Source organism: Xanthobacter aminoxidans (assembly GCF_043193615.1).
GTDB lineage: Bacteria > Pseudomonadota > Alphaproteobacteria > Rhizobiales > Xanthobacteraceae > Xanthobacter > Xanthobacter aminoxidans.
On record NZ_JBAFUS010000003.1, the window covers coordinates 138,640 to 164,329 of the forward strand.

A 25,690-nucleotide genomic window follows, 5' to 3' on the forward strand; every position below is an offset into this window, starting at 1 on the left:
GAATTCCTGAAGGCCCGGCCGCGCGGTTTCGCGGCGGCCGGTCTCAAGTTCCTGTCTTCCGCGTTTCCTCCCAGTGCCCTCCACCCGCTGCCGCAAGGCAGCGGGTTTTCTTTTGCTCACTCCACCTTCACCGTCACGCTGTCGCTGCGGCCATCCGCATCGATGACCGTGAGGCGGGCGAAGCCGCGGCCGGGCGGGGTCCAGAACAAGGTGCGGCGATCCTCCACCCGCGCCACCGGGCGGCCGTCCATGAGCAGGGTCAGGGGGAAGGTGCCGCCGTCCACCTTGAGGGCCAGCGTCTCCGCCCCCTCGGCTGCGACGCGCGCGCCGTCGGGGGGATAGACCACCTCCAGCGCCTGCTCCTGCCGGACCCGGCCGAAATGCCGCTGCGGCGGAGGCAGCCGCGCATTGCCGGCCATCACCGCCCCGCGCGGGGCGGCGGCGAGGCTCGCGGGGGTGCGGACGATGCGCGCGAAGGCATCGAACAGCAAAGGCGCCGCCGCCGCGCGGCCGGTGAGGTCCGGCACCGCCTGCCCGTCCGGCCGGCCGACCCAGACGCCCACCGTGCGCCGCCCGTCGAAGCCCACCGCCCAGCTGTCGCGATAGCCGTAGGAGGTGCCGGTCTTGAAGGCGATGCGCCCGCCCAACGCATTCTCCGGCGCCGGTGTGCCGAGCAGGCACTGGCCCACATACCAGGCGGCCACCTCGTCCACGAGCCGGGCCTTGCGCGGCGCCGCCACCGCCCCGTCGCCGCGACGGAAGACCGGGGCATGGGCCTCCCCGCCCCGCGCCAGCGCGGCATAGAGGGTGGTAAGGTCGATGAGGCGGATGCCCACGCCGCCGAGCCCCATGGGCAGGGCAGGCGCGGCGCCGGGAGGTAGCTCCAGCCGCCCGCCCGCCTGCTGCATACGGCTGGCGAGGCGCTGTGGCCCCACCGCCTCCAAGAGCCGTACCGCCGGCACGTTCAGCGACATCTGGAGCGCCTTGCGCACGGAGAGGGTGCCCTGAAAGGTGCGGTCGAAATTCTCCGGCCGCCACGCGCCGAAACGTGCGGGCCGATCCTCGATCAATGTCTCGGGGTGGGCGATGCCGTCCTCGAAGGCGAGCGCATAGATGAAGGGCTTCAGCGTGGAGCCCGGCGAGCGCACGGCGCGGGCGAGGTCCACGGCGCCGGCGCGGTCCTTGTCGAAATAGTCGGCGGCCGCCACATAGGCGCGCACCTCGGCGCTGTCGTTGTCCATCACCACGATGGCGGCGGAGAGCCCGCGCCCCAGCGTGCGGGTGCGCTCGCGCACCAGTTCCTCCAGCCGCTCCTGCAGAGGGGCATCGAGGGTGGTGAGGTGGCGGGGAAGGTCCGGCCGCTCGGCCGCCATCTCCTCGGAAAGATGCGGCGCGATCTGCGGCAAAGGCCGGCGGGCCGTGGGCACGGCCTCGGCCTTGGCGACGCGCACCTCGTCCGGCGCGATGATCCCCTGCGCGGCGAGGCGGTCCAGCACCCGGTCGCGGGCCGCCTTGGCGCGGGCGGGATAGCGGTCCGGCCGGCGCGTCTCGGGAGACTGGGGCAGCGCCACCAGCAGCGCCGCCTCGCCGAGCGTGAGCCGGCGCGGCTCCTTGCCGAGATAGGTGAGAGAGGCCGCGCGCACCCCCTCGATGTTGCCGCCATAGGGCGCGAGGGTGAGGTAGAGCGAGAGGATCTCGTCCTTGGAGAGCCGCGCCTCCAGCTCCAGCGCGCGGCGCATCTGGGCGAGCTTGGCGCCCAGCGTGCGGGCACGCGGCGGCAAGGTGAGCCGCGCCACCTGCATGGTTAGCGTGGAGCCGCCGGAGACGACCCGCAGGGACCCGGCCGCCTGCCCCGCCGCGCGCAGCAAGGCAATGGCATCGACGCCCATGTGGTCGCGGAAGCGCCGGTCCTCATAGGCGAGGATCATGGCGACGAGGCGCGGGTCCACGTCCGTTGCCGACGCCGCCAGCCGCCAGCGCCCGTCCGGCAAGGCGAAGGGGCGCAGCAGGCGGCCCTCCTTGTCCACCACCTCGGCCGAGACCCTGGGCTCGGGCGGCGGGGGGGCGTCGGCGCGGATGACGGCGAGCCCCACCGCGCCGGCGCCCACCGCCAGCACGAGGCCGAGCCCCGCCGCGCCCGCCACCCAGCGCCAGCGGCGCGAGAAAGCGGAAGGCGGGACAGGAGGCGGGAGAGGCGCGGGCAGCTCGCTCATCGGGCGGGCGCGACCTCCATGCTGCCGGCCGCCGTGCGGGCGAAGCGGTCGGGGCGATACATGTCCTCCACCATGGCCGGCGGGTGGGCATAGCGGCCGGGCGAAACCGCCCGCACCGTGTAGGCGACCACGAAGGGCTCGTCGCCCTCCTGTCGCGTCACCGCGGCGACGAAGCGGTCGTCGCGAAACTCCACATGGCCGGCCTCGCTGGTCTCGTCCAGCCAGGTGAAGCCACCGTCGCCGCCCTTGATGAGGTTGGGGTTCTCGATCTCGAAGCCGGCCGGCAGGAAGTCCACCAGCAGCACGTCGGCGAGCGCGCTCTTCTCCTCGGAGAAGGTGAGCACCACCGCGAAGCGCTGGTTCTGCACCGCCTTGGTGGGGTCCGCCGGCTTGCCATCGAGGGTGAAATACTTGCGGTCCAGCGAGAAGCCCTTGGCAATGGCCGGCTCGGGAGCGACCGGCGCGCCGTTGACGCCGATCACCACCTTCACCGCCTCGGTGCCGGCATTGCGCAGCGTGAGCGGCCCGCGCTCCAGATCGGCGCGCGAGAGCTTGCTGCCGAACGGGCCGCGCACGAGCCCGCCATCCACCTCCAGCGTCATGTTGGCGGCGCTGGCGGCGAGCGTTCGGGCGGCCAGCAGCATCCACGCATTTTCCTGCGTGGAGGTGCGCTCCGTGCGCACCCGCGCCGCATCCACGCGGGCGAGCGCCACGGCGGCCACCTTGTCCAGCCCCGCCTCGCGGGCGAGCACGGTCAAAGCGGCGGCGTCGCGCAGCACCGAGCCGAAATCGGAACGGCCGATCTCCGGCGCGGTGGCGCTGGCGGGGATACCCTCCAGCGCCACGTTGAACGCCCGTTCCGCACGGGTGCGATCGCCGAGCAGCGCGAGGGCCGCGCCCACCTGCCCGCGGGCCAGCGGCGAAGAGAGATCCTTCAGCCGCGTGTCGGCGATGTAGCGCAGGTCGCCCAAAGGCGCGCGGCCGTTGCGGGCCAGCACGTAGAGGGCATAGGCGAGGCCCTCGCTGGCGGATCGCATGTCGGCCCCCGCGAGGTTCACCGTGTTGCGCAGCCGGTCGAGGGCCAGCGAAAAGGCCTGATCGGGAACGGTGAAGCCCTTCTCCTTCGCGCGGGTGAGGAAATCCACCACATAGGCGTCGAGCCAGGTGTCGCTGCCACCCGCCGACCACAGGCCGAACGAGCCGTCCGACCCCTGCCGCGAGAACACGCGGACGATGGCGTCGCGGATGCGCTGGTCGGCCTCCGGGTCTTTCGCCCGGCCCACGAGCACCGAGAGGTCGTTGTAGGAGAGCAGCGGCAGGGCGCGGCTCGTCACCTGCTCGGTGCAGCCATAGGGGTAGCGGTCCAGCGCCGCCAGCAGCGCCGGTACGTCGATGGCGCTGGAGGGCGACACGCTCACCGCCACGCTGCCGGTGCCCGGCAGCAGATCGGCGAGGAGATCGCGCGACACGCTGATGCTCTCGCCGGGGGCGAGGTTGCGCACCGTGCGCCGCTCGATGTCCGGATAGGCCGGGCGCACCTGCATCTGGAAGGAGCGGGTGATGTCGATGCCCTGCCCCGTCAGCCGCGCCGTCAGGGTTGCCGGGCCGACGCCCCGGCCCTCCAGCGCCAGCCGCACGGACTGGCGCTGCTTCTGGGCCAGCGTGATGGGCGGCACCGCGCCGGTGACGGCAGCGGCGCCGGTGGCCGTCACATCCAGCCGATACTCGCCCGCCGGGCCTTCCACATTGGTCAGGTCCAGATTGACGCTGGAACGGTCGCCGGAGGCGAGAAAGCGCGGCAAGGTGGCGAGCATCACCACCTTGTCGCGCACCACCACATCGGCCGAAGCGTGGCCGAGCCGGTTCTGGCTCCAGGCGATGGCCATCACGCGGAGCGTGCCGTCGAAGGCGGGCACGGGGAAGGAGACGGTGGCGGTGCCGTCCGCCCCGACGTCCACGAGGCCTGAGAACAGCGCCACGGGCGGGCCCTGCGGCGGGCTCGCCATCATCGCCGTCTCGCTGCCGTCGCCGCCGGAGCGCAGCCGGCCGGCAGCGCCCTGCATGCCGTCGATGAGCGCGCCGTAGAAGTCGCGGATCTCGGCGGCGAGCCGGCGCTGGCCGAACACCACGTTGTCCGGCGCAGGCGGCTTGTAGCCGGTGAGGTTGAGGATGCCCACATCCACCGCCGCCACCGTCACATAGGCCTTCTCGCCGGCGGGGAGGTTCGACACCTTCACCGGGATGGCGAGCGTCGTGTTGGGGCGCATGTCGGCAGGCGGGGACAGCTCCACCTTCAAAGTGCGCGCCTCCTTGTCCACCGAGAACCACGAGAGCCCCATGGCGCGGCCGGGCATCCGGCTCGCCTGAACGTCCAGCGGGCGGTGGAGGAAGGCGACCACATAGGCCCCCGGCCCCCAGCCGCCCTCCACCTTGAAGCTGACCTTGGCGGCGCCCGGCTGCACCTGCAGCACCTTGGAGGCGCGCACGCCGTCATTCACCACCATCACCGTGGCGGTGCCGGCGGTGCGGGCGGTGAGGGTGGCTTCCAGCGTGTCACCGGCGGCGTAGGCGGGCTTGTCGAGGGTCAGTTCCAGGCGGTCCGGCGTGTCGGCATTGCCGTCGCCGCCGAAGCCGGCCTCGAAGGTGAGGGAGGTGAGCGGCAGGCCGTCGCCGGTGAGGTCGAGGCGGTAGCGGCCGTACTGGGTGGGCACGGAGAGGCGGGCCGGGCCGTCGGCGGTGGTGGCGATCACGCCTTCGCCGACGCGGGTCACGGTCTTCACCGGCTCATAATCCCACGAGCCGCTCACGCGGTACCACTGGTAGCGCGTCTCGATGCGCGAGAGCTTCCAGGTGAGGCCGGGCGAGGCGAGCAGCTTGTCGTCCACGCCGGCCACCACCACGTCGAAATTCGCCGTCTCGCCCTCGCGGACGCGATCGGCGAACAGCGGCTTCACGCCGATCTGGCTGCCGGCCGGGGCGAGCGGGAGCACGATGGTGCGCTGGACGGCGCGGCCGCCGGCCTCCACGAGCCGCACGAAGGCCTCCATCTCCAGCGGCCGGGCGGTCTTGGGGAGCTGGCCCGCCAGCAGGCGGATGGTGGCGCGGCCGCGGGCGTCGGTGACGGGGGCGTCGGCCGTGGGCTGGCGCTCGGCCAAAACCTCGTCCTGCGCGTTGCCGAAGGCATAGCCGGCGAAGCCGGGCCGGTTGGCGGCGGCGCGCAGCTCGGTCTCCGCCTCCACGTCGAGGCCCGAGGCGGGGGCGCCGAACAGGAAGCGGCCGTCCACCAGCACCTCCACCGCCTTGTCACGCGGCAGGCGCGGCTCGCGGGCCTTGAGATCGAACTCCACCCGGTCGGGAACGTAATCCTCCACCAGGAACGTGACCTCGCCGATGGCGGGGGCCTTCAGGTCGGTGAGCGCCTTGGCCCGCCAGGTGCCGGTCATGGCCCCCTTGAGGATGGGCAGATCGAGCGTGCGCCCGCCCGCGCCCTGGTCCTGCACCACCACGCGGCGGTCGGCGACGCCATCGGGGCGCACCAGTTGCACGGTCAGCGGCACGTTGGGCGCCGCATTGCCCGCCGCGTCGCGCAGCAGGACGGTGACATGCACCGTCTCGCCGGAGCGGTAGACGCCGCGCTCGGTGGCGAGGAAGGCGTCGAGCGCGCCCGGCGCCTCGCGGCCGGAGACGCCCCGGTCGGTGAGGTCGAAGGCATTCTCCTTCATGGAGAGGAAGGCGTAGTCGCCATTGGCGGCGCGCGCCGTCACCACCTCCGGCCCCATGCCGGCGGGACCGCGCGAGAGTCCGGCATCGAAGCGGGCATAGCCGTTGGCGTCGGTCTTCGCGGTGCCCAGCACCTCGTTGGAGCGGGCAACCAGCGTTACGTCCGCGCCGGCCACCGGCTCGGCGCTGCCCAGCGAGCGCACCAGCACATGCACGCCGTCCGGGCCGGCCAAGGCGGTCATGCCGAGGTCGGAGACGATGAACCACTGGGTGGCGAGGCTGCCGTAATCGTCGTCGCCGGAGGTCTCGCGGGGCTCGGCGGTCATGGCGTAGACGCCGGCTTCCAGCTTGCCCACCGCCTCGTTGACGGGGATAGCCGTGACCACATCGGCATTCAGCGCGCCGTCCACCTCCAGCGTGCCGGAGAACACCTCGATGCCCGCCCCCTCGGCGAGACGCTCGCGCACGTAGCCGTCGAGGCCCTGGCGGAACTCGCCCTGGATGGCGGTGGGCACGAGGCCCCGGTCGCCGATGCGCAGCACCTTGATCTTCAACTCGCGCGAATTGACCGAGGTGACGGGAATGCCCTTCTGCCCGGTGCGCGGCAGCACATAGTTGCGGCCGGAGAAATGGGCCGAGGGCTGGCGATCACGCACATAGATGGAAAGCTCGGTGGCCTTCTTCAGCTTCTCGCCATTGGCCGAGGGCACGCCGGGCCGTACGGCGATGGTGTAGCGGGAGCCGTGCTTGAGGCCCTCCACGCAGATCTGCCGCGCCTCGCCGGTGATGGCGGGCTTGTCCATGCCGCCCACCTGCACGAAGGCGGAAAAGTCGGTGCCCGGCGCGATGTCCTCGGAGAATTGCACGCAGGCGCGCGGCGTCACGGCGTCGGATTCGACCGAATAGTCCACCAGCCGGAAGCCGTGCTCGTCCTTCAGCTTGTCGTAGAAGGCGCGGTCGGCGGGGGTGTCGCGCAGGTCGAGGGCCAGCTTCATGGTGTCGATGGCCGGCTGCCACAGGCGCCGGTCGGCATAGACATGGCCGATGAAGGAGAGCGCCTCGCCTTCCTCCACCCGCGTCGTGGCGCGGCGGTAGGCGATGAAGGCGGCGGCCAGCGCATTGTCGATGAAGGTGGAGGCGTCCTCGTCGTCGGTGGGCTTGATGGCCGCCAGCGAGCGGGCAAGCCGCATCCAGATGCCCGGGTCCTGCGCCTGCGCCAGCGCGAGGCCGGCGTAAAGCTCGGCGGCGGCGCGGGCATCGTTGCGTTGGAAGGCCTGGGCGGCGTCGCGCCGGGCCTTGTCCAGCGGCCCGCTTGGGGCGGTGGCCTCGCGGCGCAGCAGCCGCTCGTAGCGCCGGGCGCCGGCGATCAGATCCTGCCGCTGGAACGTCTTCTGGCTCGCCGCGCGGGGCGGCAGCGGGGTCGCCGGCTGGGCGGGCGCGGGCTGGGCGGCCGGAGCCTGAGGGCGCGCCTGCTGGGCCAGAGCGGGCGTACCGAGGGCCACGCCGGCCGCCAGAGCGACGGCAAGGCCAAGGCGCGCGCCCATAGGACGGAAGCTGAGGAGACGACGGCGAAGGTCCATGGACCGCTCCCTCGGTGCGCGGCACCGTTGCGGGAGGCGGGGCGTGCGATGCGGCAGGACAGCTCTGGAGAGCGGCTCCTGCCCGCAGATCGTTCGACCGGCCCCCTCACGAGAAATGACCGACCGGTGCCCGTCATCCCCATTCCGGAACGACGTGGCCCGACCCCGCACCGCCATCTATGCGCAAGGAGGGCCGCTCGCCAAGAGGGACGTTTGCGGAACGTCAGTTATTCGCTGCTGGGATGTTCCCCGGACCAGCGACAGCGAACGCCGGAGCGCAGATCCGGGGTCCAGTGCAGATCGGTGTGAACATCCCTATCGAGCGTCATGCCCGGCCTTGTGCCGGGTATCCACGTGGAGTGGCCGGGAATACATCTCTGGACAGGGACTCGATCGGCCCGACGTGGATGGCCGGGACGAGCCCGGCCATGACAGCCTGTGAAGCGGGAGCCATGGCGGGAGAGGAGGTCCATGCGGCGGCAACCGCTTGAAGCCGCCGCGCAGGCGTCGCAGAATCGGGCAACATGCGGGGCGCAGCGTTCAGGGCGCGAGGGGGCTTGATCCATGGTGTCGTTGAGATTTTCCGCCGGCCTGCGGCCGTTCGCGCGTGCCGCTGTCCTCGCCGCCGGTCTTCTCTGCGCCGGCCTCGCGCACCCCGCCTTCGCGCAGGCGGTCGATCCCCTCCCCTCCTGGAATGCGGGGGCGACCAAGACCGGCATCCTCGATTTCGTGAAGGCCGTCACCACCCCCGGCGGGCCGGATTTCGTGCCCCCCGCCGACCGCATTGCCACCTTCGACCAGGATGGCACGCTCTGGGTGGAGCAGCCGGTCTATACCGAGGTCGCCTTCGCCGCCGCCCGCGTGCGCGCGATGGCGCAGGCCAATCCGGCCTTGAAGACCGAGGAGCCGTTCCGCACGGCCATTTCCGGCGACGAGAAGGCCAGCGAAGAGGCCCTGGGCAAGCTCTCCTCCGGCGATTTCATGAAAATCATCATGCTCACGCTGGAATCCCTCACGGTGGAGGAGCTGCGCGCCGCGGCGCAGGACTGGATGGCCACCGCCCGCAATCCGGTGCTGAACCGCCCGCACACCGAGCTCACCTACCAGCCCATGCAGGAGGTGCTGCAGCTGCTGCGGGCCAATGGCTTCCGCACCTATATCGTCACTGGCGGCGGGCAGGATTTCGTGCGCGCCTTTTCCGAGAAGCTCTATGGCATCCCGCCCGAGCAGGTGGTCGGCACGCCGGACGCGGTACGCTTCGGCTACGACGCCGCGGGCCGCCCGGTGCTGCGGCTGGAGCCTGCCGTTCTGTTCGAGGACGTGAACGGCGGCAAGCCGGAGGGCATCCACCTCGTCATCGGCAAGCGCCCCATTGCCGCCTTCGGCAATTCCACCGGCGACCGGCAGATGCTGGAATATACCAAGGCCGGCAAGGGCCTGCGCTTCGGGGCCCTGGTGCTGCACGACGACGGGAAGCGCGAATTCGCCTATGGCCCGGCGCAGGGCCTGCCATACTCCGAGGTCGGCACCTTCACGCAGAAGCTCTATGACGAGGCGAAGGCGCGCGGCTGGTACGTCATCTCCATGAAGGACGACTGGAAGAAGGTGTTCGCCTTCGAGCCGTAAGGGTCCTTCGCCGCTCCGTTGCGTCCTCCTCCATTTTGGGGATGCGGCGCCCGGAGCTTCCGTGGACGATGGCGACGCGCTCAACCGAGACCTCCCGGAAAGCGCCGGCCGGGCCGCCGCTTCCCCGCAGGCGCCCGGCCGGATTTTTATCCGGATACCGCCGAGCGCCCATTCGGCACCTCCCTGGTGGCGACTTTTCCCGCTGCGCCGGACAGACACGCGACTGTCACCGCCGTCCGCTTGATTTGCATCATGGAAGGCAGGACGCTGCCGGCCGACAGGTTGGGGCGAGCATCCGTCCGGAGGCCCTGCCCCCTGGCCGGCCCGGACGGCGGCACGAGGGAGAGCGCACATGACCGCTCATTTGGCCGCAGCGGCGGCCCAGGACGCCCAGCACAATCGACATGCCAAGTATGATCGCCTGATCTCGGCGGCCCAGGCGCTGCCGAAGCTCAAGGTGGCGGTGGCCCACCCCTGCGACGACGTTTCGCTCCGCGCCGCGCTGGAGGCGGCGGACCTCGGGCTCATCGAGCCCATCCTCGTCGGCCCCCCGGCCAAGATCGCGGCGGCGGCCGCCGCCGGCCAGCTCGACATTTCCGGCGTGCGGCAGGTGGCCGCGGCGCACAGCCACGAGGCGGCGGAGAAAGCGGTGGCACTGGTGCGCTGCGGCGAGGCCGACGCCTTGATGAAGGGCAGCCTTCACACCGACGAGCTGATGAGCGCGGTGGTCGCCCGCGACACCGGCCTGCGCACCGCGCGGCGCATCAGCCATTGCTTCGTCATGGACGTGCCGAGCCATCCGGACGCGCTCATCATCACGGATGCTGCCATCAACATCGCCCCCTCGCTGGAGGACAAGGCGCACATCGTGCAGAACGCCATCGAACTGGCGCAGGCGCTGTCCTTCCCCGAGGTGCGGGTGGCCATCCTCTCGGCCATGGAGACGGTGAACCCCGCCGTGCCCTCCACCATCGAGGCGGCGGCCCTGTGCAAGATGGCCGATCGCGGCCAGATCACCGGCGCCATCGTCGACGGGCCGCTGGCGCTGGACAATGCCATCGACCTCGGCTCGGCCGCCATCAAGCACATCTCCTCGCCCGTGGCGGGGCGGGCCAACGTGCTTGTCGTGCCGGACCTCGAAGCCGGCAACATGCTGGCGAAGAGCCTGTCCTTCCTCGCCGGCGCCGATGCGGCCGGCATCGTCGTGGGGGCGCGGGTGCCCATCATCCTCACCAGCCGGGCGGATTCCGCGCCGACGCGCCTCGCCTCCTGCGCGGTGGCGGCGCTGCTCGCCGCCGCCCAGCAGGCCACGGCCCGCGCGGCGGCCAAGGCGCTGGAGGTCTGACCATGGCGCGCGTGCATCTTGTCCTCAATGCCGGCTCCTCCAGCCTCAAGTTCCAGGTGTTCCTGGACGACGGCGCGGACGTGCCCAACCGCATCTATCGCGGCCTGTTCGAGGGGCTGGGCACCGATCCGCACTTCAAGGTGAAGGACCACGACGGCGCCACCGTCGGCGACCAGCGCTGGGATGGCCACGCGGCCTTCGGCTTCGAGGAGGCGCTGGCCACTCTCTCCGACTGGCTCGGCGCCCACCGGGGCGGCCACCAGCTCGCCGCCGTCGGCCATCGCGTGGTGCATGGCGGCCCGCATTATACCCATGCGGTGGAGCTGACGCCCGCCATCATCAACGAGCTGGACACCCTCTCCCCGCTCGCGCCGTTGCACCAGCCGAAGAGCCTCGAACCCATCCGCATCATCGCCCGCCGCGTGCCGGGCCTGCCGCAGGTGGCGGCGTTCGACACCGCCTTCCACCGCACCCAGCCGGAACTGGCGCAGATGTTCGCCATTCCCCAGTCGATGACCGACGCGGGGGTGAAGCGCTACGGCTTCCATGGCCTCTCCTACGCCTATCTCGCCACCCAGTTCCCGAAGGTGGACCCGCGCCTCGCCAAGGGGCGGGTGGTGGCGGCGCATCTCGGCAACGGAGCAAGCCTGTGCGCCTATGACGCCGCGCGCTCCATCGCCACCACCATGGGCTTCTCCGCCCTCGACGGGCTGGTGATGGGCACGCGCAGCGGCACCATCGATCCCGGCGTGGTCTTCTATCTCCAGCGCGAGATGGGCATGAGCGCGGAGGAAGCGGAGCTTTTCCTCTACACCAAGTGCGGCCTCGTCGGCGTCTCCGGCCTCTCCAACGACATGCGCGTGCTGCGCGAGCGCTGCGAGACGGATGCGGGGGCGCGGCGGGCCATCGACCTGTTCGTCTACCGCATCAACCGCGAGTTCGGTTCGCTGGTGGCGGCGCTGCGGGGCATCGATGCCCTCGTCTTCACCGCCGGCATCGGCGAGAACGATGCCGAGACCCGCGCCGAGGTGCTCCGCGCCGTCGCCTGGGCTGGCTTCGAGCTGGACCCGGAAGCGAACCGCGCCGGCGCCACCCGCATCACCAAGGGCACCGGCCCACAGGCCTATGTGATCCCCACCGACGAGGAATGGACCATCGTCCGCGAGATGCGGCAGGTCCTCTCCCACACCCAGGTTCCTTCGGCCTGAGGAGGCCTCCATGCATCCGCTCGACATGATGAACGTCTATGGCCGGGTGGCGGAGATCTACCGCCTGCGCATCGGCGAGGCGGTCTCGGCCTATGGCGCGGCCATGCGGGAAGCCGCCTCCGCCTTCGCCGGGGCGGGCCGCCCGCAGACGCCGGCTGAGGCGTGGCGCGACAGCGTCTCCTACGCCTTCGACGCCGCCCAGCGCTCGCTGATCTTCTGGGACACCATGCGCCAGCGCGGCAACAACTGGATCGCGCATGAGAAGGCCGGCAAGCCGCCGCTGCTCGCCTTCGACTATGAGATGGTGGCCGACGCCCGCACCTTCGCGCGGCCCTGCAACTATGCCCTCGTGCGCATCCTGCCGCCGGACGGCGTGACGCTCGATCCCGAGCAGCGCGCCTTCCTCATCATCGATCCGCGCGCCGGGCACGGGCCGGGCATCGGCGGCTTCAAGAAGGATTCCGAGGTCGGCTTCGCCCTGAAGGCGGGACACGCCGTCTACATGGTCATCTTCTTCCCCGAGCCGGTGCCGGGGCAGACGCTGGCGGACGTGTCGCTGGCGGAATCCGAATTCGTGCGCATCGTGCGCGATCGCCACCCCACCCGCGAGCGGCCGGTGGTGATGGGCAATTGCTAGGGCGGCTGGGCCGCCATGCTGGTCGCGGCGCTGGACCCGGACAATGTGGGCCCCATCGTGGTCAACGGCGCGCCCATGTCCTACTGGGCCGGCAACGATGCCGAGAACCCCATGCGCTATGCCGGCGGCGTGCTGGGCGGGGCCTGGACCGCCTCGCTGGCCTCGGACCTCGGCGGCGGCGTCTTCGACGGCGCCTATCTCGTGGACAATTTCGAGTATCTGAACCCGGCCAACACCTATTTCACCAAATACTATTCGCTCTATTCCAAGATCGACACCGAGCCCGCGCGCTTCCTGGAATTCGAGCGCTGGTGGGGCGGCTACTTCCTGATGAACCGGGAAGAGATCAAGTGGATCGTGGAAAACCTGTTCGTCGGCAACAGGCTGGCCGCCGGCAAGGCGGAATGGGCGCCGGGCAAGACCTTTGACCTGAAGGCCGTGCGCTCCCCCATCATCGTCTTCGCCTCGCTGGGCGACAACATCACCCCGCCCCAGCAGGCCATCAACTGGGTGGCGGACCTCTACCCCACCACGCAGGCGCTGAAGGATGCCGGGCAGGTCATCGTCGGCCTCATGCACGAGAGCGTGGGCCATCTCGGCATCTTCGTCTCCGGCGCCATCGCCCGGCGCGAGCATGCGCAGATCGTGGACCTGCTCGATTATGTGGAGGCGCTGCCCCCCGGCCTCTACGGCATGACCATCGAGGAGGACCGCTCCGGCCCCGAGGTGAAGTATGACGTGACCCTCACCGAGCGCCGGGTGGAGGATCTCGCGGTTCTTCAAAAATACGACCGCAACGACGAGATCCCGTTCGAGGTGGTGGCCAACGTCTCCCAGACCAATTCGCGGCTGTACGAGACCTTCGTACATCCCGCGCTCGCCGCCGTGGTGACGCCGGAGATGGGGCGCGTGACGCGGGCGGTGCATCCGCTGCGCGCGGTGCGCTGGGGCCTGTCCGATCTCAATCCGTGGCTCAAGGCCATGGCGCCGCTCGCCGATTTCGCCCGCAGCCAGCGCACGCCGCGCGACGAAAAGGGTGTGCATGTGGCCGGCGAGCATTTCGCCGCCACCGCCATCACCGCCGGCCTGGACCTCTACCGCCGCCTGCGCGATGCGACGGTGGAGACCGAATTCTTCCGCCTCTACGGCACCTTCGCCATGCTGGACCCGGACCTCACCGCGCCGGCCACCGCCGCCGCTCTGGTGGAGCAGCCGCCGGCGGAGGTCGCGGCCGCGCTCGCCGCCATCCGCGAGGGCGGCTTCACCGATGCGGGCGTGCGCGTGGCGCTCATCGGCTTCAAGCGGGGCGGCAACGAGCGCCGGCTGTCCACCCTGAAGCAGATCCGCGAGCTGGTGGGCTACGAGCTGGGGCTCCTGGCCATGCCCTCCGATGTGGCGCAGGCCATCATCCGCCGCCAGTCCATCATCGTGGACCGCAACGAGGCGGAGGCCATCGCCACCCTGCCCGCGCTGCTGAAGACGCCGCAGGAGCGCTCGCGCCTGCTGGCCCTGCTCGACCGGCTTCTGTCCAACATGGACATCGCCCCCGAAGCCGCCTCGGTGGTCGAAGAGGTGCGCCGCGTGCTGGCGGCGGCCGATGCAGCGCCGGGCGTGGCCCCGGCCTTGCCGCAGGGTGCGGGCGCGCAGGTGGTGCCGTTCCCGCTCAGCGTGGCCTGAAGCTACGGCACAGCGGGCCGGCCGGCTGGCGCCAAAAGGCAATTGGCCCGCCGCGCCGCCTGTGCCAAGCGCTGGAGCGAGACGGGTACGTTGCCGGCCCCGACCGCGGTGCTAGTGTGCGTGCAAGCGTGGCGCTGCCGGGTCGCGGCACGGCGGTGCGAAACACGTTGCGGAGGTCGGGGCGGCGCCGCCATGCGGCATCGTCCGGCCGATCAGGGGGGAAGAGCCATGGGCATCGTCGCTCGTCGGAAGCCGGCGCGTTGGGAAACCGTTCGTCCCGCTTTGTGGGCTGCCGCACTGCTGCTCGGCGCGGCACCGGCGAGCGCCCAGCAAGGCCCGATCCCCGTGGGGGTGGTGGCCGCCGAGCTGAAGCCCATCGCCGATGCCATGGAATTCGTGGGCCGCGTGGAGGCCCCCGAGCGGGTGGACATCCGCGCCCGCGTCAAGGCCATGCTGGAGGCCGTGCTCTTCAAGGACGGCGAGAGCGTGAAGGAGGGCCAGCCCCTCTACCGCATCGAGAAGGCGCCCTTCGAGGCCGACGTTCAGCAGGCCCAGGGTGACGTGGAGCGGGCGAAGGCCGCCCTCGCCCTCGCCAAGATCCAGCGCGAGCGCGCCGAGGAGTTGCTCACCAAGAATGCCGGCACGGTGGTGGCCCGCGACCAGGCGATCGCCAACGAGGACAGCTCCAAGGGCGCGCTGCTCACCGCCGAGGCGGCGTTGAATACCGCCAAGATCAATCTCGGCTATACCGACATCGTCTCCCCCATCACCGGCCGCATCGGCCGCACCGCTTTCACCCGCGGCCACATCATCGGCCCGGACAGCGGCCCGCTCGCCACCGTGGTGAGCCAGAACCCCATGTACGTCACCTTCCCCGTCAGCCAGCGCGACTATCAGGAAGCGCAGAAGGAAGAGGGCAAGGCCGACCTCTCCAATGTGGAAGTCCGCATCAAGTTTCCCGATGGCAGCTTCTATGGCGAGGTGGGGCGCATCAACTTCATCGACGTGTCGGTGAGCCGCACCACCGACACCATCGTCATGCGCGCCGACGTGCCCAACCCCAAGGGCCAGCTGACGGACGGCCAATTGGTGCGGGTGGAGCTGAAGTCCGGCAAGCCGGAGGAACGTATCGTCATCCCGCAGGCGGCGCTCATCGCCGATCAGGCCGGCGTCTACGTCTTCGTGGTGGAGGACGGCAAGGCGGTGGTGCGGCGGGTGAAGCCGGGCGGCAACGTGGGCGCCGGCATCGTGGTGGAGGGGATCAAGGCCGGCGAGCCTGTGGTGGTCGAAGGCTTCGAGGCGCTGCGCCCCGGCGCCGCCGTGCGCGCGACCCCCGTCGTCGGCGTGAAGGGCTGAGCCATGCTCTCCTCCGTCTTCGTCGACCGCCCGCGGCTCGCCATCGTCATCGCCATCGTCACGGTGATCGCGGGCCTGCTCTCGCTCTTCGCGATCCCCGTATCGCAATATCCCGACATCATCCCGCCGCAGGTGTCGGTGACGACCTTCTACCCCGGCGCCTCCGCCGAGGTGGTGGATTCCACCGTCGCCCAGCCCATCGAGGCGCAGGTGGTGGGCGTGGACAAGCTCATCTACATGAAGAGCGTGTCCGGCGATGACGGGTCCTACACCCTCACCGGCTCGTTCGAGCTGGGCACCGACCCTGATATCAACACCGTCAACATGAACAACCGGGTGCAGGTCGCGCTCTCCAAGCTGCCGGAGGACGTGAAGCGCCAGGGCGTGACGGTGAAGAAGAAGTCGTCCGCGCTGCTCGGCGTGCTGGCGATCTATTCGCCCAAGAAGACCTGGGACCCGCTCTATATCTCCAATTACGTCACCATCAACATCCTCGACGAATTGAAGTCCATCCCCGGCGTCGGCGACGCGGGCCTGTGGGGGCCGCAGGACTATGCCATGCGCGCCTGGGTGAAGACCGACCGCCTCACCGGTCTCGGCCTCACCGCCGAGGACGTGGTGAACGCCATCCGGTCCCAGAACATCCAGGCCGCCGTCGGCCGGCTCGGCGCCCGCCCGGTGGCGGACGACCAGCAATTGCAGCTGAACCTGCGCACCAAGGGCCGCCTCTCCAGCGTCGCGGAGTTCGAGAACATCGTCCTGCGCACCAATGCGGACGGCTCGGTGCTGCGCCTCGGCGACGTGGCGCGCCTCGAGATGGGGGCCTCCAACCTCGACCGCGAGACCCTGTTCAACGGCGGCCCCTCGGCGGTGCTGGCGCTCTACCAGTCGCCCGGCGCCAACGCCATCACCACCATCAACGCCATCCGCGCCCGCATGGACGAGCTGGCGAAGGGCTTCCCCGAGGATCTCGCCTGGAAGGTCACCTATGACCCCACCGTCTTCGTCACCGACACCATCCACGAGGTGCAGAAGACGCTCATCGAGGCGTTTATCCTCGTGGTGCTGGTGGTGTACCTCTTCCTCGGCTCGTTCCGCGCCACCCTCATCCCGACGCTCGCGGTGCCGGTGAGCCTCATCGGCACCTTCATCGTGCTGAACGCCATCGGCTATTCCGCCAACACCGTGTCGCTGCTCGCCATCGTGCTGGCCATCGGCATCGTGGTGGATGACGCCATCGTGGTGGTGGAGAACGTCGAGCGGGTGATGGAGGAGCATCCCGAGCTGTCCCCCGCCGACGCCACCAAGAGGGCCATGGCGGAGATCACCGCCCCCATCATCGCCATCACTTTGGTGCTGCTCTCCGTGTTCGTGCCGGTGGCCTTCATCCCCGGTATCTCGGGCGAATTGTTCCGCCAGTTCGCCATCACGGTGGCGGTGGCCATGTTCCTCTCGGCCATCAACGCGCTCACCCTCTCGCCGGCCCTGTGCGGCATCCTGCTGAAGCCCTCCCACGGACCGAAGAAGGGGCCCATCGGCTATGTCATGCGCGGCATCGACAAGGTGCGCGACGCCTATGGAGCGGTGGTGGCGCGCCTCGTGCGCTTTTCGCTCATCGGCCTCGTCTGCGTGTTCGTCGCCTCGGGCGGCATCTTCGCCTTTTCGAAGCTCACCCCCACGGGCTTCCTGCCCGAGGACGACCAGGGCGCCTTCTTCGTCGTCGTGCAGCTTCCCGGCGGCGCCTCGGTGGGGCGCACCACGGAGGTGATCCGCAAGGCCGAGGCCATCCTGAAGGAAGAGCACACGGTGGAGGACTACACTTCCGTCATCGGCCTCAACTTCATCGACAACTACTCCCAGCCCAACGCCGCCTTCATCGTCGTCACCATGAAGCCGTTCGAGGAGCGCAAGGGCAAGGACGAGAGCGCCAACGCGGTGCTCGCGCGTCTCGGCGAGAAGATGCGCATGATCCCCGGCGGAACGGTGGTGCCGCTTGGCCCGCCGCCCATCGTCGGCCTTGGCACCGGCGGCGGCTTCTCCTTCGTGCTGCAGGATCTGCGGGCGGGCGATCCGAAGGTGCTGGCGCAGGTGCTGCGCGGCCTGCTCATCGCCGCCAATCAGGACCCGCAGCTCACCCGCGTGTTCTCCACCTATTCCGCCACCAACCCCTCGCTCCAGCTCGACATCGACCGCGACAAGGCGCAGGTGCTGGGCGTGCCCCTCGACAGCGTGTTCACCGCGCTCCAGACCTCGCTGGGCGGGCTCTACGTGAACGACATGAACCTCTACGGCCGCACCTGGCAGGTGCAGGTGCAGGCGGAGGGCGAGGACCGGAAGGATGTGGAGGACATCTACCGCATCCATGTCCGCAACAACAAAGGCGAGATGATCCCGCTCAGGTCCATCGTGGAGGTGCGGGTGGAGGTCGGCCCGCCGGCGCTCATCCGCTACAACAACAAGCGCGCGGTGACGGTGCAGGGCTCGCCGGCCCCCGGCGTCTCCTCCGGACAAGCGCTGGCCGCCATGGACGCGGTGGCGGCCAAGACCTTGCCGCAGGGCTTTTCCGGCGCGTGGACCGACACCTCGTTCCAGGAAAAGCGGGCGGAGGGCAAGACGGGCATCATCCTCGCCTTCGCCGTGCTGTTCGCCTTCCTGTTCCTGGTGGCGCTCTATGAAAGCTGGTCCATCCCGGTGCCGGTGCTGCTCTCCGTCACGGTGGGCATGCTCGGGGCGTTCGCGGCCATCGTCATCGGCCAGCTCACCCTCGACCTCTACGGGCAGATTGGCATGATCGTACTGATCGGCCTTGCGGCGAAGAACGGCATCCTCATCGTCGAGTTCGCCAAGGAGCGGCGCGAGCATGGCGAGGACCTGCTCCAGGCCGCCACCGAGGGCTCGCGGCTGCGGTTCCGTCCGGTGATGATGACGTCGCTGGCCTTCATCCTCGGCCTCTACCCGCTGGTGGTCGCCACCGGCGCGGCGCAGATGGCGCGGCAGAATGTGGGCACGCCGGTGTTCGGCGGCATGATCGCCGCCTCCTTCCTCGGCATCTTCGTCATCCCGCCGCTCTACGTGCTGTTCCAGGGCATCCGCGAGAAGCTGCGCCCCGGCGCGCGGCCGAAGGTGGCGGCGCCGCCCAAGGTAACGACGCCACCCGCGCCGGAGGCGGGCGGCGGACACTGAGAAAGTTGGGCGGCCGCCCCTTTCGCGGGGCGGCCGCTCAGATGCCGAGATACGCCTCGCGCACGCGCGGGTCGGCGATCAGCTCCGCCGCAGGTCCCACCATCGTGACGCGGCCGGTTTCCATCACATAGCCCCGATCCGCCACCGACAGCGCCCCGAAGGCGTTCTGCTCCACCAGCAGCACGGTCACATCCAGCGCCTTCAGCCCCTTCACCACCTCGAAGATCTGCGCCACGAGGATGGGTGCGAGGCCCATGGAGGGCTCGTCCAGCAGCAGGCAGGCGGGCCGGCCCATGAGGGCGCGGGCGATGGCCAGCATCTGCTGCTGCCCGCCGGAGAGGCCGCCGGCGAGCTGGTTGCGCTTCTCCTTCAGGATGGGGAACATGGCGAAGGCATCCGCCATGTCGCGCTCCACGCGGTCGTCGGCGAAGACGAAGGCGCCGAGGCGCAGATTTTCCTCCACGCTGAGGTTGGTGAAGATCTGCCGCCCCTCCGGCGATTGCGCCAGCCCCCGCGCGACCCGGCGATAGGCGGGAACAGCCGTCAAAGCCTCGCCGCGGAAGGTGATGGTGCCGCCCGACACCGGCTGCACGCCGGAGAGGCAGCGCAAAAGCGTCGTCTTGCCCGCCCCATTCGCCCCCACCACGGTGACGATCTCTCCGGAGCCGACGAACAGATCCACCCCGTGCAGCACCTCGATGCGCCCGTAGCGCGAGCGCAGGCCCTCAACCGTGAGCATGGAGCGCCTCCGTCGTGCCGGCGCCGAGATAGGCCTCGATCACCCTGGGGTCGCGGCTGACCACGGCCGGATCGCCCTCGGCGATCTTCTCGCCATGGTCCAGCACCACGATGGTGTCGGAGAGGCGCATCACCAGCTTCATGTCGTGCTCCACCAGCAGGATGGCGACGCCGGTCTTCGCCACCTCGCAGATGAGGCGGTCGATCTCCTCCGTCTCCACCGCGTTGCAGCCCGCCGCCGGCTCGTCGAGCAGCAGCACGCGGGGCCGGGCGGCCAGCGCCCGGGCAATCTCGAGGCGCTTCAGCGCGCCGTAGGAGAGGGCGCCGGCCTCGCGCTCCGCCGCCCGCTCCAGCCCCACCCGCTCCAAGAGCACGCGCGCGCCCGCCGCCGCCGCCCGGGCCCGCTTGCGCGAGCCGGGAAGGGCGAACAGATCGGCCAGCACCGGCCCGCGCTCGTGCATGTGGAAGCCGACGATGACGTTCTCCAGGACGCTCATCTCCTGGAAGATCTGGAGGTTCTGGAAGGTGCGCGACATGCCGCGCACCGCCAGCAGGTCCGGCCGCAGGCCGGTCACGTCCTCCCCGTCGAGGCGCACCTTGCCGGATTTCGGCAGATAGACGCCGGAGATCATGTTGAAGAGCGTGGTCTTGCCCGCCCCGTTGGGGCCGATGACCGAGACGATCTTGCCCTGATCCAGCGCGAAGGACACGTCGTTGACCGCCGTGACGCCGCCGAAGGAGATGCCGAGGCCTTCCACTTGCAAAAGGCTCATTCCCCCCTCCCCCGCAGCAGGCGCCGGGCGCTGGGGATGAGCCCCGCCGGCAGGAAGATCATCACCCCCATCATCACGAGGCCCAGCACCACGTGCTCGTAGTCCTGCAGCACGGTGAGCACCTGCGGCAGCAGAGTGAGCAGCGCCGCGCCGAAGATGCCGCCCAGCACCGAGCCCGCCCCGCCCAGCACCGCCATGGTGACAAGCTCGATGGAGTGCATGAAGCCCGCCACATCGGGCGTGATGAGCCGGTTCTGCAACGCCAGCAGGGAGCCGGCGACGGAGGCGTAGACGGCGGAGATGACGAAGGCGTTCAGCTTTGCTTTCGCGATGTCGATGCCCGCCGTGCGCGCCGCCACCTCCGAGCCGTGCAGCGCCCGCAGCGCCCGGCCGGTGGGGCTTTCGCGCAGGTTCAGCGCGAGCCAGGCGCCGACGAAGAGCACGAGGCCGCAGAAGGCGTACCAGAATTGCGGGTTGGTGAGCTCGATGCCCACCTGTTCCAGCAGCGCGCGCAGGCCGGGATCGGGCACCTTGATGCCGTCCGGCCCGCCGGTGAGCCAGCCTTCATTGGCGAGCACCATGGACACCAGCACGCCGAAGCCGAGCGTCGCCACCGCGAGGTAATAGCCCTTCAGCTTCAGGATGGGCCGGCCCACGACATAGGCGATGGCGCCGGAAATCGCCGCGCCGGCCACCACCGCCAGCGCCGGAGGCAGGCCGAAATGCGCCGGCAGCAGCGCACAGGCATAGCCGCCGATGCCGAGGAAGCCGGCATGGCCCAGGCTGATCTGCCCGGCATAGCCGGTGAGGATGACGATGCCCACCACCGCGATGGCATTGACGAAGACCAGCGAGCCGACGCGGTAGTAATAGTTCGACGGGAAGAAGAAGGGACTGGCGATCATCAGTATCGCCAGCACCAGCAGAGTGGACTGCTTCGGGGAGAGCCGCATGGTCACACGCGCTCCACCGGATTGCTGCCGTAGAGGCCGCGCGGGAAGGCGAACAGCACGGCGAGGATGACGAAGAAGGCCACCGCATCCTTGTAGTGGGAGGAGATGTAACCCGCCGTCAGCGCCTCCATGAGGCCGAGCAGCAGCCCGCCCGCCAGCGCGCCCTTGGGGTTGCCCATGCCACCCAGCATGGCGGCGGCGAAGCCCTTCAGCGCCAGGGAGATGCCGATCTCGAAGCTGGTGGGCAAAATGGGGGTGATGAGCACGCCCGCCAGCGCGCCGATGGCGGCGGAGAGGGCGAAGGAGAGCGTCATCACGAAGCGCGTGTTGATGCCCACGAGCTGCGCCGCGAGGCGGTTGTTGGAGGTGGCGAGCACCGCGCGGCCGGTGAGCGTGCGGGTGAAGAACAGCCACAGCGCCACGAAGATGGCCACCGCCCCCGCCACCACCCACAGGCTCTGCGGCAGCACGGTGGCGCCCAGCACATGGATGGGATCATCGCCGGAGAAGGAGGGCAGCCGGTGGGTGCCCTTGTCGAGCACGATCTGGGTGACGCCCCGGATGAAGATGGAGGCGCCGATGGTGATGATGATGAGCGACACCACGGGCGCCCCGCGCGCCGGCTCGATGGCGAAGGTGTTCAGCGCCACGCCAATGGCCGCCGTGAGCGCGATGGCGATGAGCGCCGCGAGCGGCAAGGGCAGCCCGGCGGCGACGCCGGCCACGCTGATCATGCCGCCCAGCATCACGAACTCGCCCTGGGCGAAGTTCACCACGTCGGAGGCGTTGTAGATGATGGTGAAGCCGAGGGCGACGAGGGCATAGACCGCGCCCACCGTGACCCCGGACACCAGGAATTGCAGCAGATCGGACATGCGCTCGCTCCCCGCGGGCGGTTCGAGACGGCGCCGGGTGGACACCGGCAGGTCGCCTCACGCTGTGTGGAAGGGGTGCCGCGCCGTGCCGCCGGGTGCGACGCGTCCGGCGGGGGCGGCTTGTCTGAGGTCGGGGCGTCCACGGCCGCCCCTGACGGCGGCCGTGGACCGATGGCGGAAGGCCGGCGGACAGACGGGCCGGGTGGGGCCCTCTACTTCACCAGCTTCCAGCCGCCGTTGCTGATTTCCAGCATGCGGAAGGCGGAGAGATCGAGGCCGAGATGGTCGATCTTCGAGTAATTGTAGGTGCCGGTGGTGCCGACGAGGCCCGTGGTGCCCTCGATGGCATCGCGGATGGCGGCAGGCTTGGCGGACGGCGCCTTGGCCAGAGCCTCGGTGAGGATGCGCATGGCGTCGTGGGCATAGCCGCCGAAGGTGGAGACCGGCGCGCCGCCGGCCGCCTTCTCGAAGCTCGCCTTGTAGGCCAGCACCACATTCTTCTGCGGGTCCTTGGGGTCGAGCAGCTCGCCCACGAGCAGCGCGGTGCCGGGCAGGCGCACGCCCTCGGCATTCTTGGCGCCGGAGAGTTCGATGAAGGCGTTGGAGGCGACGCCGTGGGACTGGTAGAGCGGCAAAGTGATGCCGAGCTGCGCATAGTTCCGCGTGATGGTGGCCGGCCCCTGCCCGAAGCCGGTGTTGAGCACCGCCTGGATGCCCGGCTTGTTGCGGATGTTGGTGAGCTGCGGGGTCATGTCCGCATCCTTCGGCCCGTAGGTCTCGTCGGCGACGATCTCGATGCCGGAGGTCTTGGCCACCGCGATGCACTGGGTGCGCATGGAGGCGCCGAAGCCGTCGGTGCCGGAGATGAGGCCGATCTTCGTCAGGCCGCGCGACTTCATGTCGTCGAAGATCTTCTGGCACGCCATGCGGTCGGTGTGCGGGGTCTTGAAGGTGAAGGGCTTCACCGGATCGATGATCTCGATGGCGCCGGCCAGCGAGATGAAGGGCACCTTGCTCTCTTCCGCCACCGCGAGGATGGCGAGCGAGGTGCCGGTGGTGGTGCCGCCGACCATGGCGACGACGCCATCGTCTTCCACCAGACGGGTGGCGAAGGTCTTGGCCTTGGAGGGGTCGCCGCCGTCGTCATAGAGGACGAGCTTGGCCTTCTCGCCCTTGATGCCGCCCTTGGCGTTCAACTCCTCCACCATCATGCGGATGGTCTTGGCCTCGGGATCGCCGAGGGAGGAGGCCGGTCCCGTCTCGGAGACCACGGCGCCGATCTTGATGTCGGCGAGGGCGGGGGTTGTGGCGGCGGTGGTGGCGGCGGTGGCCATGAGGGCCAGCGCGAGGGCGCCCGTGACAATGCTCTTCATGTGTCCTCCCCAGAATTGATGGGTGACGCCGCCGAGCCGTCGCCACCGCTGACAAGCCTGAGGAGACAAGCCTGCGGGAGAAAGCGAGGGGGCATCACGCTTCGATCTATTATCGTTAGATCGTTCGGTCTTTTTAATTCAGATCCGTTCGCATTTCCACCAGAATCTTGAGCGCTTCAACGCAACGTCAGCAGGGCCGAATTTTTTGGGTCTTTCAGGGCATTAAGCGCGCCTCTGGGCGATCTCTCAGCGGCGGACGCGGAAAGAATTTGCGTCGGCCGATCGCAGGACGCCGCTTGACATGGCTCAAGGAACGCGAGAATACTTAGATCGATCGTTCGATGAATTATCCGACAATCCAACGTCGCATCAGGGGTGGACCGCCATGCCGCACGCCGCCGTGTCCGAGGCCGCACAGGCCCACGACTATCGCGCGCTCATCGAGCCCGCGCGCATCAACAGCCGTCTTTATTATGATCCCGCCATCTTCCAGGAAGAACTGGAGAAGATCTGGTACAAGACCTGGGTCTATGTGGGCCACACCAGCGAAATTCCCAACAAGAACGATTATGTCACCAAGTCCATCGGCCCCATGCCGGTGCTGATGGTGCGGGACCGGGAAGGCGAGGTCCGCCTCCTCCTCAACAAGTGCCCCCATCGCGGCAACCAGCTGTGCGCCTACCAGAAGGGCAACCGCACCAGCTTCACCTGCCCCTATCACTCCTGGACCTTCTCCAACACCGGCGACCTCATGGGCTATGCCCTGCCGGAGGGCTACGAGGGCCAGAGCAAGGCGGGGCTGAACCTCGGCAAGGTGCCGCGCATCGCCATCTATCGCGGCTTCGTCTTCGGCTCCATGGCGGCCGAGGGCATCTCGCTGGAAGAGCATCTCGGCGGCGCCAAGGCGGCCCTCGACCAGCTGCTCGACAACTCGCCCACCGGCGAGCTGGAGCTGACCGCGGGCTTCCTGCAGCACCGCACCAAGGCCAACTGGAAGTTCATGCTGGAGAACGAGACGGACGGCTACCACCCCGGCTTCGTCCACGGCTCGGTGTTCCAGGTGACCAGCTCCGGCATCGGCAGCCTCTACGGCGCGGAGTCCACCGCCCTCACCCGCGACTATGGCAACGGCCACACCGAGTTCGACCTGCGCCCCGAATGGCGCAAGCACGACAAGCCGCTCCAGTGGTTCGGCACCACGCCGGAGCGCCTGCCCGAATACGTGAAGAGCATGAACGCGGCCTATGGCGAGGAGCGGGCCCGCGAGATCATGATCGACGGCTCGCCCCACGTCATGATCTTCCCGAACCTCTTCATCGCCGAGATACAGATCTTCGTCCTTCAACCTGTCGCGGTGGACGAGACCATCCAGCATGTCACCGCCGTGCAGTTCAAGGGCGCGCCGGACATCAACCGCCGCCTGCGCCAGCAGACCATGGGCTCAGTGGGCCCCGCCGGCCTGCTGCTCGCCGACGACACCGAGATGTACGAGCGCAACCATCGCGGCGCGCAGATTCTCGATCCCGAATGGCTGGTGCTCTCCCGCGGCCTGCACCGCGAGCGCCTCGACGAGAACGGCTATCGCATCGCCCATTCCACCGACGAGACGCCGCAGCGCGGCATCTGGCGCCACTATCTGAACCTGATGACGGAGGCCCGCTGATGACCGCCCTCGCCCATTCCTTCGCGGACGCCTCCGCCCCCGACCTCGCCAAGCTGGAGCCGGCGACGCTGCACCATCAGGTGGCGCAGTTCCTCTATCTGGAGGCCCGCCTCGCCGACACCCATGATTACGACGGCTGGGAGGCGCTCTGGACCGGCGACGCCATCTACTGGGTCCCGGCCAATGGCGACGACACCGACCCCGAGAAGGAAATGTCGGTGCTCTACGACAACCGCTCGCGCATCGGCGTGCGCATCCGCCAGCTCAAGACGGGCCGTCGCCACACCCAGACGCCGCGCTCGGAGCTGGCCCGCGTGATCTCCAACATCGAGATCGCCGAGGTGCGCGGCCCCGAGGTGGACGTGCGCGCCAACGTCCTCATCTACGAGGACAATCTGCGCGGCGACACCCTCTGGGCGGCGCGCAACACCTACCGCCTGCGCATGACGGACGACGGCTTCCGTCTGGTGCGCAAGAAGATCTGCCTCGTGAACAACAACAAGCCCATCTACACGCTGTCGTTCCTGGTGTGAGGACGGGTCCGGGCAAGTAATCGCGCCATTCGCCCGGCAGCTTCCCAGCCCTCTCCAGCCGTCATGCCCGGCCTTGTGCCGGAAGTCGGCTGTTGCCGACTTTCGCCCGTGAGACCGGAACCCGCAAACATGCGGGTTCCGGGCATCCACGTCGGGCCGCTGGCGCAGCGTTCGAAATGATGTTCCCGGCCGCACCACGTGGATGGCCGGGACAAGCCCGGCCATGACGACCGGATG

General features: G+C 69.5%; 14 protein-coding genes and 1 pseudogene. 8 read left to right on the top strand and 7 right to left on the bottom strand.

What is annotated here, in order from left to right; all coding sequences use genetic code 11:
- Window positions 1-116: 116 nt before the first annotated feature.
- Entirely contained in the window at window positions 117-2,213 is a 2,097-nt protein-coding gene (gene pbpC / locus V5F74_RS15770; RefSeq protein WP_394009079.1) for a penicillin-binding protein 1C, read from the bottom strand.
- Complete coding sequence (locus V5F74_RS15775; RefSeq protein ID WP_394009081.1) at window positions 2,210-7,513, bottom strand: alpha-2-macroglobulin family protein; 5,304 nt, start codon at window positions 7,511-7,513, stop codon at window positions 2,210-2,212. The genes pbpC and V5F74_RS15775 overlap by 4 nt, the downstream gene beginning before the upstream one ends.
- Window positions 7,514-8,077: 564 nt before the next feature.
- Here V5F74_RS15775 and V5F74_RS15780 point away from each other — a divergent pair.
- The 6 genes and pseudogenes from V5F74_RS15780 (at window position 8,078) to V5F74_RS15805 (ending at window position 18,545) form a co-directional block, all read left to right on the top strand.
- Window positions 8,078-9,139 carry an HAD family hydrolase gene (locus tag V5F74_RS15780; RefSeq protein ID WP_394009083.1) on the top strand — a complete coding sequence of 354 codons (1,062 nt, stop codon included), beginning with the start codon at window positions 8,078-8,080 and terminating at the stop codon, window positions 9,137-9,139.
- 352 nt (window positions 9,140-9,491) lie between these two features.
- Window positions 9,492-10,484 carry a phosphate acetyltransferase gene (locus tag V5F74_RS15785; RefSeq protein ID WP_197022978.1) on the top strand — a complete coding sequence of 331 codons (993 nt, stop codon included), beginning with the start codon at window positions 9,492-9,494 and terminating at the stop codon, window positions 10,482-10,484.
- Between the two features lie 2 nt (window positions 10,485-10,486).
- Complete coding sequence (locus V5F74_RS15790) at window positions 10,487-11,692, top strand: acetate/propionate family kinase (RefSeq protein ID WP_394009085.1); 1,206 nt, start codon at window positions 10,487-10,489, stop codon at window positions 11,690-11,692.
- 226 nt (window positions 11,693-11,918) lie between these two features.
- Window positions 11,919-14,006 (top strand): annotated as a pseudogene (locus V5F74_RS15795) (DUF3141 domain-containing protein).
- A 228-nt stretch (window positions 14,007-14,234) separates the two neighbouring features.
- The gene (locus V5F74_RS15800; protein WP_394009087.1) at window positions 14,235-15,362 is read left to right on the top strand and encodes an efflux RND transporter periplasmic adaptor subunit; all 1,128 of its coding nucleotides are present in this window, start codon (window positions 14,235-14,237) and stop codon (window positions 15,360-15,362) included.
- 3 nt (window positions 15,363-15,365) lie between these two features.
- Window positions 15,366-18,545, top strand: coding sequence for an efflux RND transporter permease subunit (locus tag V5F74_RS15805; RefSeq protein ID WP_394009089.1), 3,180 nt, complete (start codon window positions 15,366-15,368; stop codon window positions 18,543-18,545).
- Between the two features lie 37 nt (window positions 18,546-18,582).
- Here V5F74_RS15805 and V5F74_RS15810 read toward each other — a convergent pair whose 3' ends face one another.
- The 5 genes from V5F74_RS15810 to V5F74_RS15830 all read right to left on the bottom strand — a co-directional run bounded on the left by V5F74_RS15810 (window position 18,583) and on the right by V5F74_RS15830 (window position 23,257).
- Window positions 18,583-19,284: an ABC transporter ATP-binding protein gene (locus V5F74_RS15810; protein WP_029557223.1), complete on the bottom strand. Its 702-nt coding sequence runs from the start codon at window positions 19,282-19,284 to the stop codon at window positions 18,583-18,585.
- Complete coding sequence (locus V5F74_RS15815) at window positions 19,271-20,056, bottom strand: ABC transporter ATP-binding protein (RefSeq protein WP_394009091.1); 786 nt, start codon at window positions 20,054-20,056, stop codon at window positions 19,271-19,273. Before V5F74_RS15815 ends, V5F74_RS15810 begins: the two co-directional genes overlap by 14 nt.
- Window positions 20,053-21,009, bottom strand: coding sequence for a branched-chain amino acid ABC transporter permease (locus V5F74_RS15820; protein ID WP_394009093.1), 957 nt, complete (start codon window positions 21,007-21,009; stop codon window positions 20,053-20,055). The genes V5F74_RS15815 and V5F74_RS15820 overlap by 4 nt, the downstream gene beginning before the upstream one ends.
- A 2-nt stretch (window positions 21,010-21,011) precedes the next feature.
- Window positions 21,012-21,884, bottom strand: coding sequence for a branched-chain amino acid ABC transporter permease (locus tag V5F74_RS15825; RefSeq protein WP_029557220.1), 873 nt, complete (start codon window positions 21,882-21,884; stop codon window positions 21,012-21,014).
- Between the two features lie 212 nt (window positions 21,885-22,096).
- Window positions 22,097-23,257: an ABC transporter substrate-binding protein gene (locus tag V5F74_RS15830; RefSeq protein WP_394009095.1), complete on the bottom strand. Its 1,161-nt coding sequence runs from the start codon at window positions 23,255-23,257 to the stop codon at window positions 22,097-22,099.
- 385 nt (window positions 23,258-23,642) lie between these two features.
- Here V5F74_RS15830 and V5F74_RS15835 point away from each other — a divergent pair, with 385 nt between their 5' ends.
- Both V5F74_RS15835 and V5F74_RS15840 read left to right on the top strand, forming a co-directional pair.
- Window positions 23,643-24,920, top strand: coding sequence for an aromatic ring-hydroxylating oxygenase subunit alpha (locus V5F74_RS15835; RefSeq protein WP_394009097.1), 1,278 nt, complete (start codon window positions 23,643-23,645; stop codon window positions 24,918-24,920).
- Complete coding sequence (locus V5F74_RS15840) at window positions 24,920-25,453, top strand: aromatic-ring-hydroxylating dioxygenase subunit beta (RefSeq protein ID WP_394009099.1); 534 nt, start codon at window positions 24,920-24,922, stop codon at window positions 25,451-25,453. The genes V5F74_RS15835 and V5F74_RS15840 overlap by 1 nt, the downstream gene beginning before the upstream one ends.
- Window positions 25,454-25,690: the final 237 nt, after the last annotated feature.

Coding starts and splice junctions, on each gene's coding strand:
- pbpC (WP_394009079.1), bottom strand. CDS start 2,213: ATGAGCGAGCTGCCCGCGCCTCTCCCGCCTCCTGTCCCGCCTTCCGCT.
- V5F74_RS15775 (WP_394009081.1), bottom strand. CDS start 7,513: ATGGACCTTCGCCGTCGTCTCCTCAGCTTCCGTCCTATGGGCGCGCGC.
- V5F74_RS15780 (WP_394009083.1), top strand. CDS start 8,078: ATGGTGTCGTTGAGATTTTCCGCCGGCCTGCGGCCGTTCGCGCGTGCC.
- V5F74_RS15785 (WP_197022978.1), top strand. CDS start 9,492: ATGACCGCTCATTTGGCCGCAGCGGCGGCCCAGGACGCCCAGCACAAT.
- V5F74_RS15790 (WP_394009085.1), top strand. CDS start 10,487: ATGGCGCGCGTGCATCTTGTCCTCAATGCCGGCTCCTCCAGCCTCAAG.
- V5F74_RS15800 (WP_394009087.1), top strand. CDS start 14,235: ATGGGCATCGTCGCTCGTCGGAAGCCGGCGCGTTGGGAAACCGTTCGT.
- V5F74_RS15805 (WP_394009089.1), top strand. CDS start 15,366: ATGCTCTCCTCCGTCTTCGTCGACCGCCCGCGGCTCGCCATCGTCATC.
- V5F74_RS15810 (WP_029557223.1), bottom strand. CDS start 19,284: ATGCTCACGGTTGAGGGCCTGCGCTCGCGCTACGGGCGCATCGAGGTG.
- V5F74_RS15815 (WP_394009091.1), bottom strand. CDS start 20,056: ATGAGCCTTTTGCAAGTGGAAGGCCTCGGCATCTCCTTCGGCGGCGTC.
- V5F74_RS15820 (WP_394009093.1), bottom strand. CDS start 21,009: ATGCGGCTCTCCCCGAAGCAGTCCACTCTGCTGGTGCTGGCGATACTG.
- V5F74_RS15825 (WP_029557220.1), bottom strand. CDS start 21,884: ATGTCCGATCTGCTGCAATTCCTGGTGTCCGGGGTCACGGTGGGCGCG.
- V5F74_RS15830 (WP_394009095.1), bottom strand. CDS start 23,257: ATGAAGAGCATTGTCACGGGCGCCCTCGCGCTGGCCCTCATGGCCACC.
- V5F74_RS15835 (WP_394009097.1), top strand. CDS start 23,643: ATGCCGCACGCCGCCGTGTCCGAGGCCGCACAGGCCCACGACTATCGC.
- V5F74_RS15840 (WP_394009099.1), top strand. CDS start 24,920: ATGACCGCCCTCGCCCATTCCTTCGCGGACGCCTCCGCCCCCGACCTC.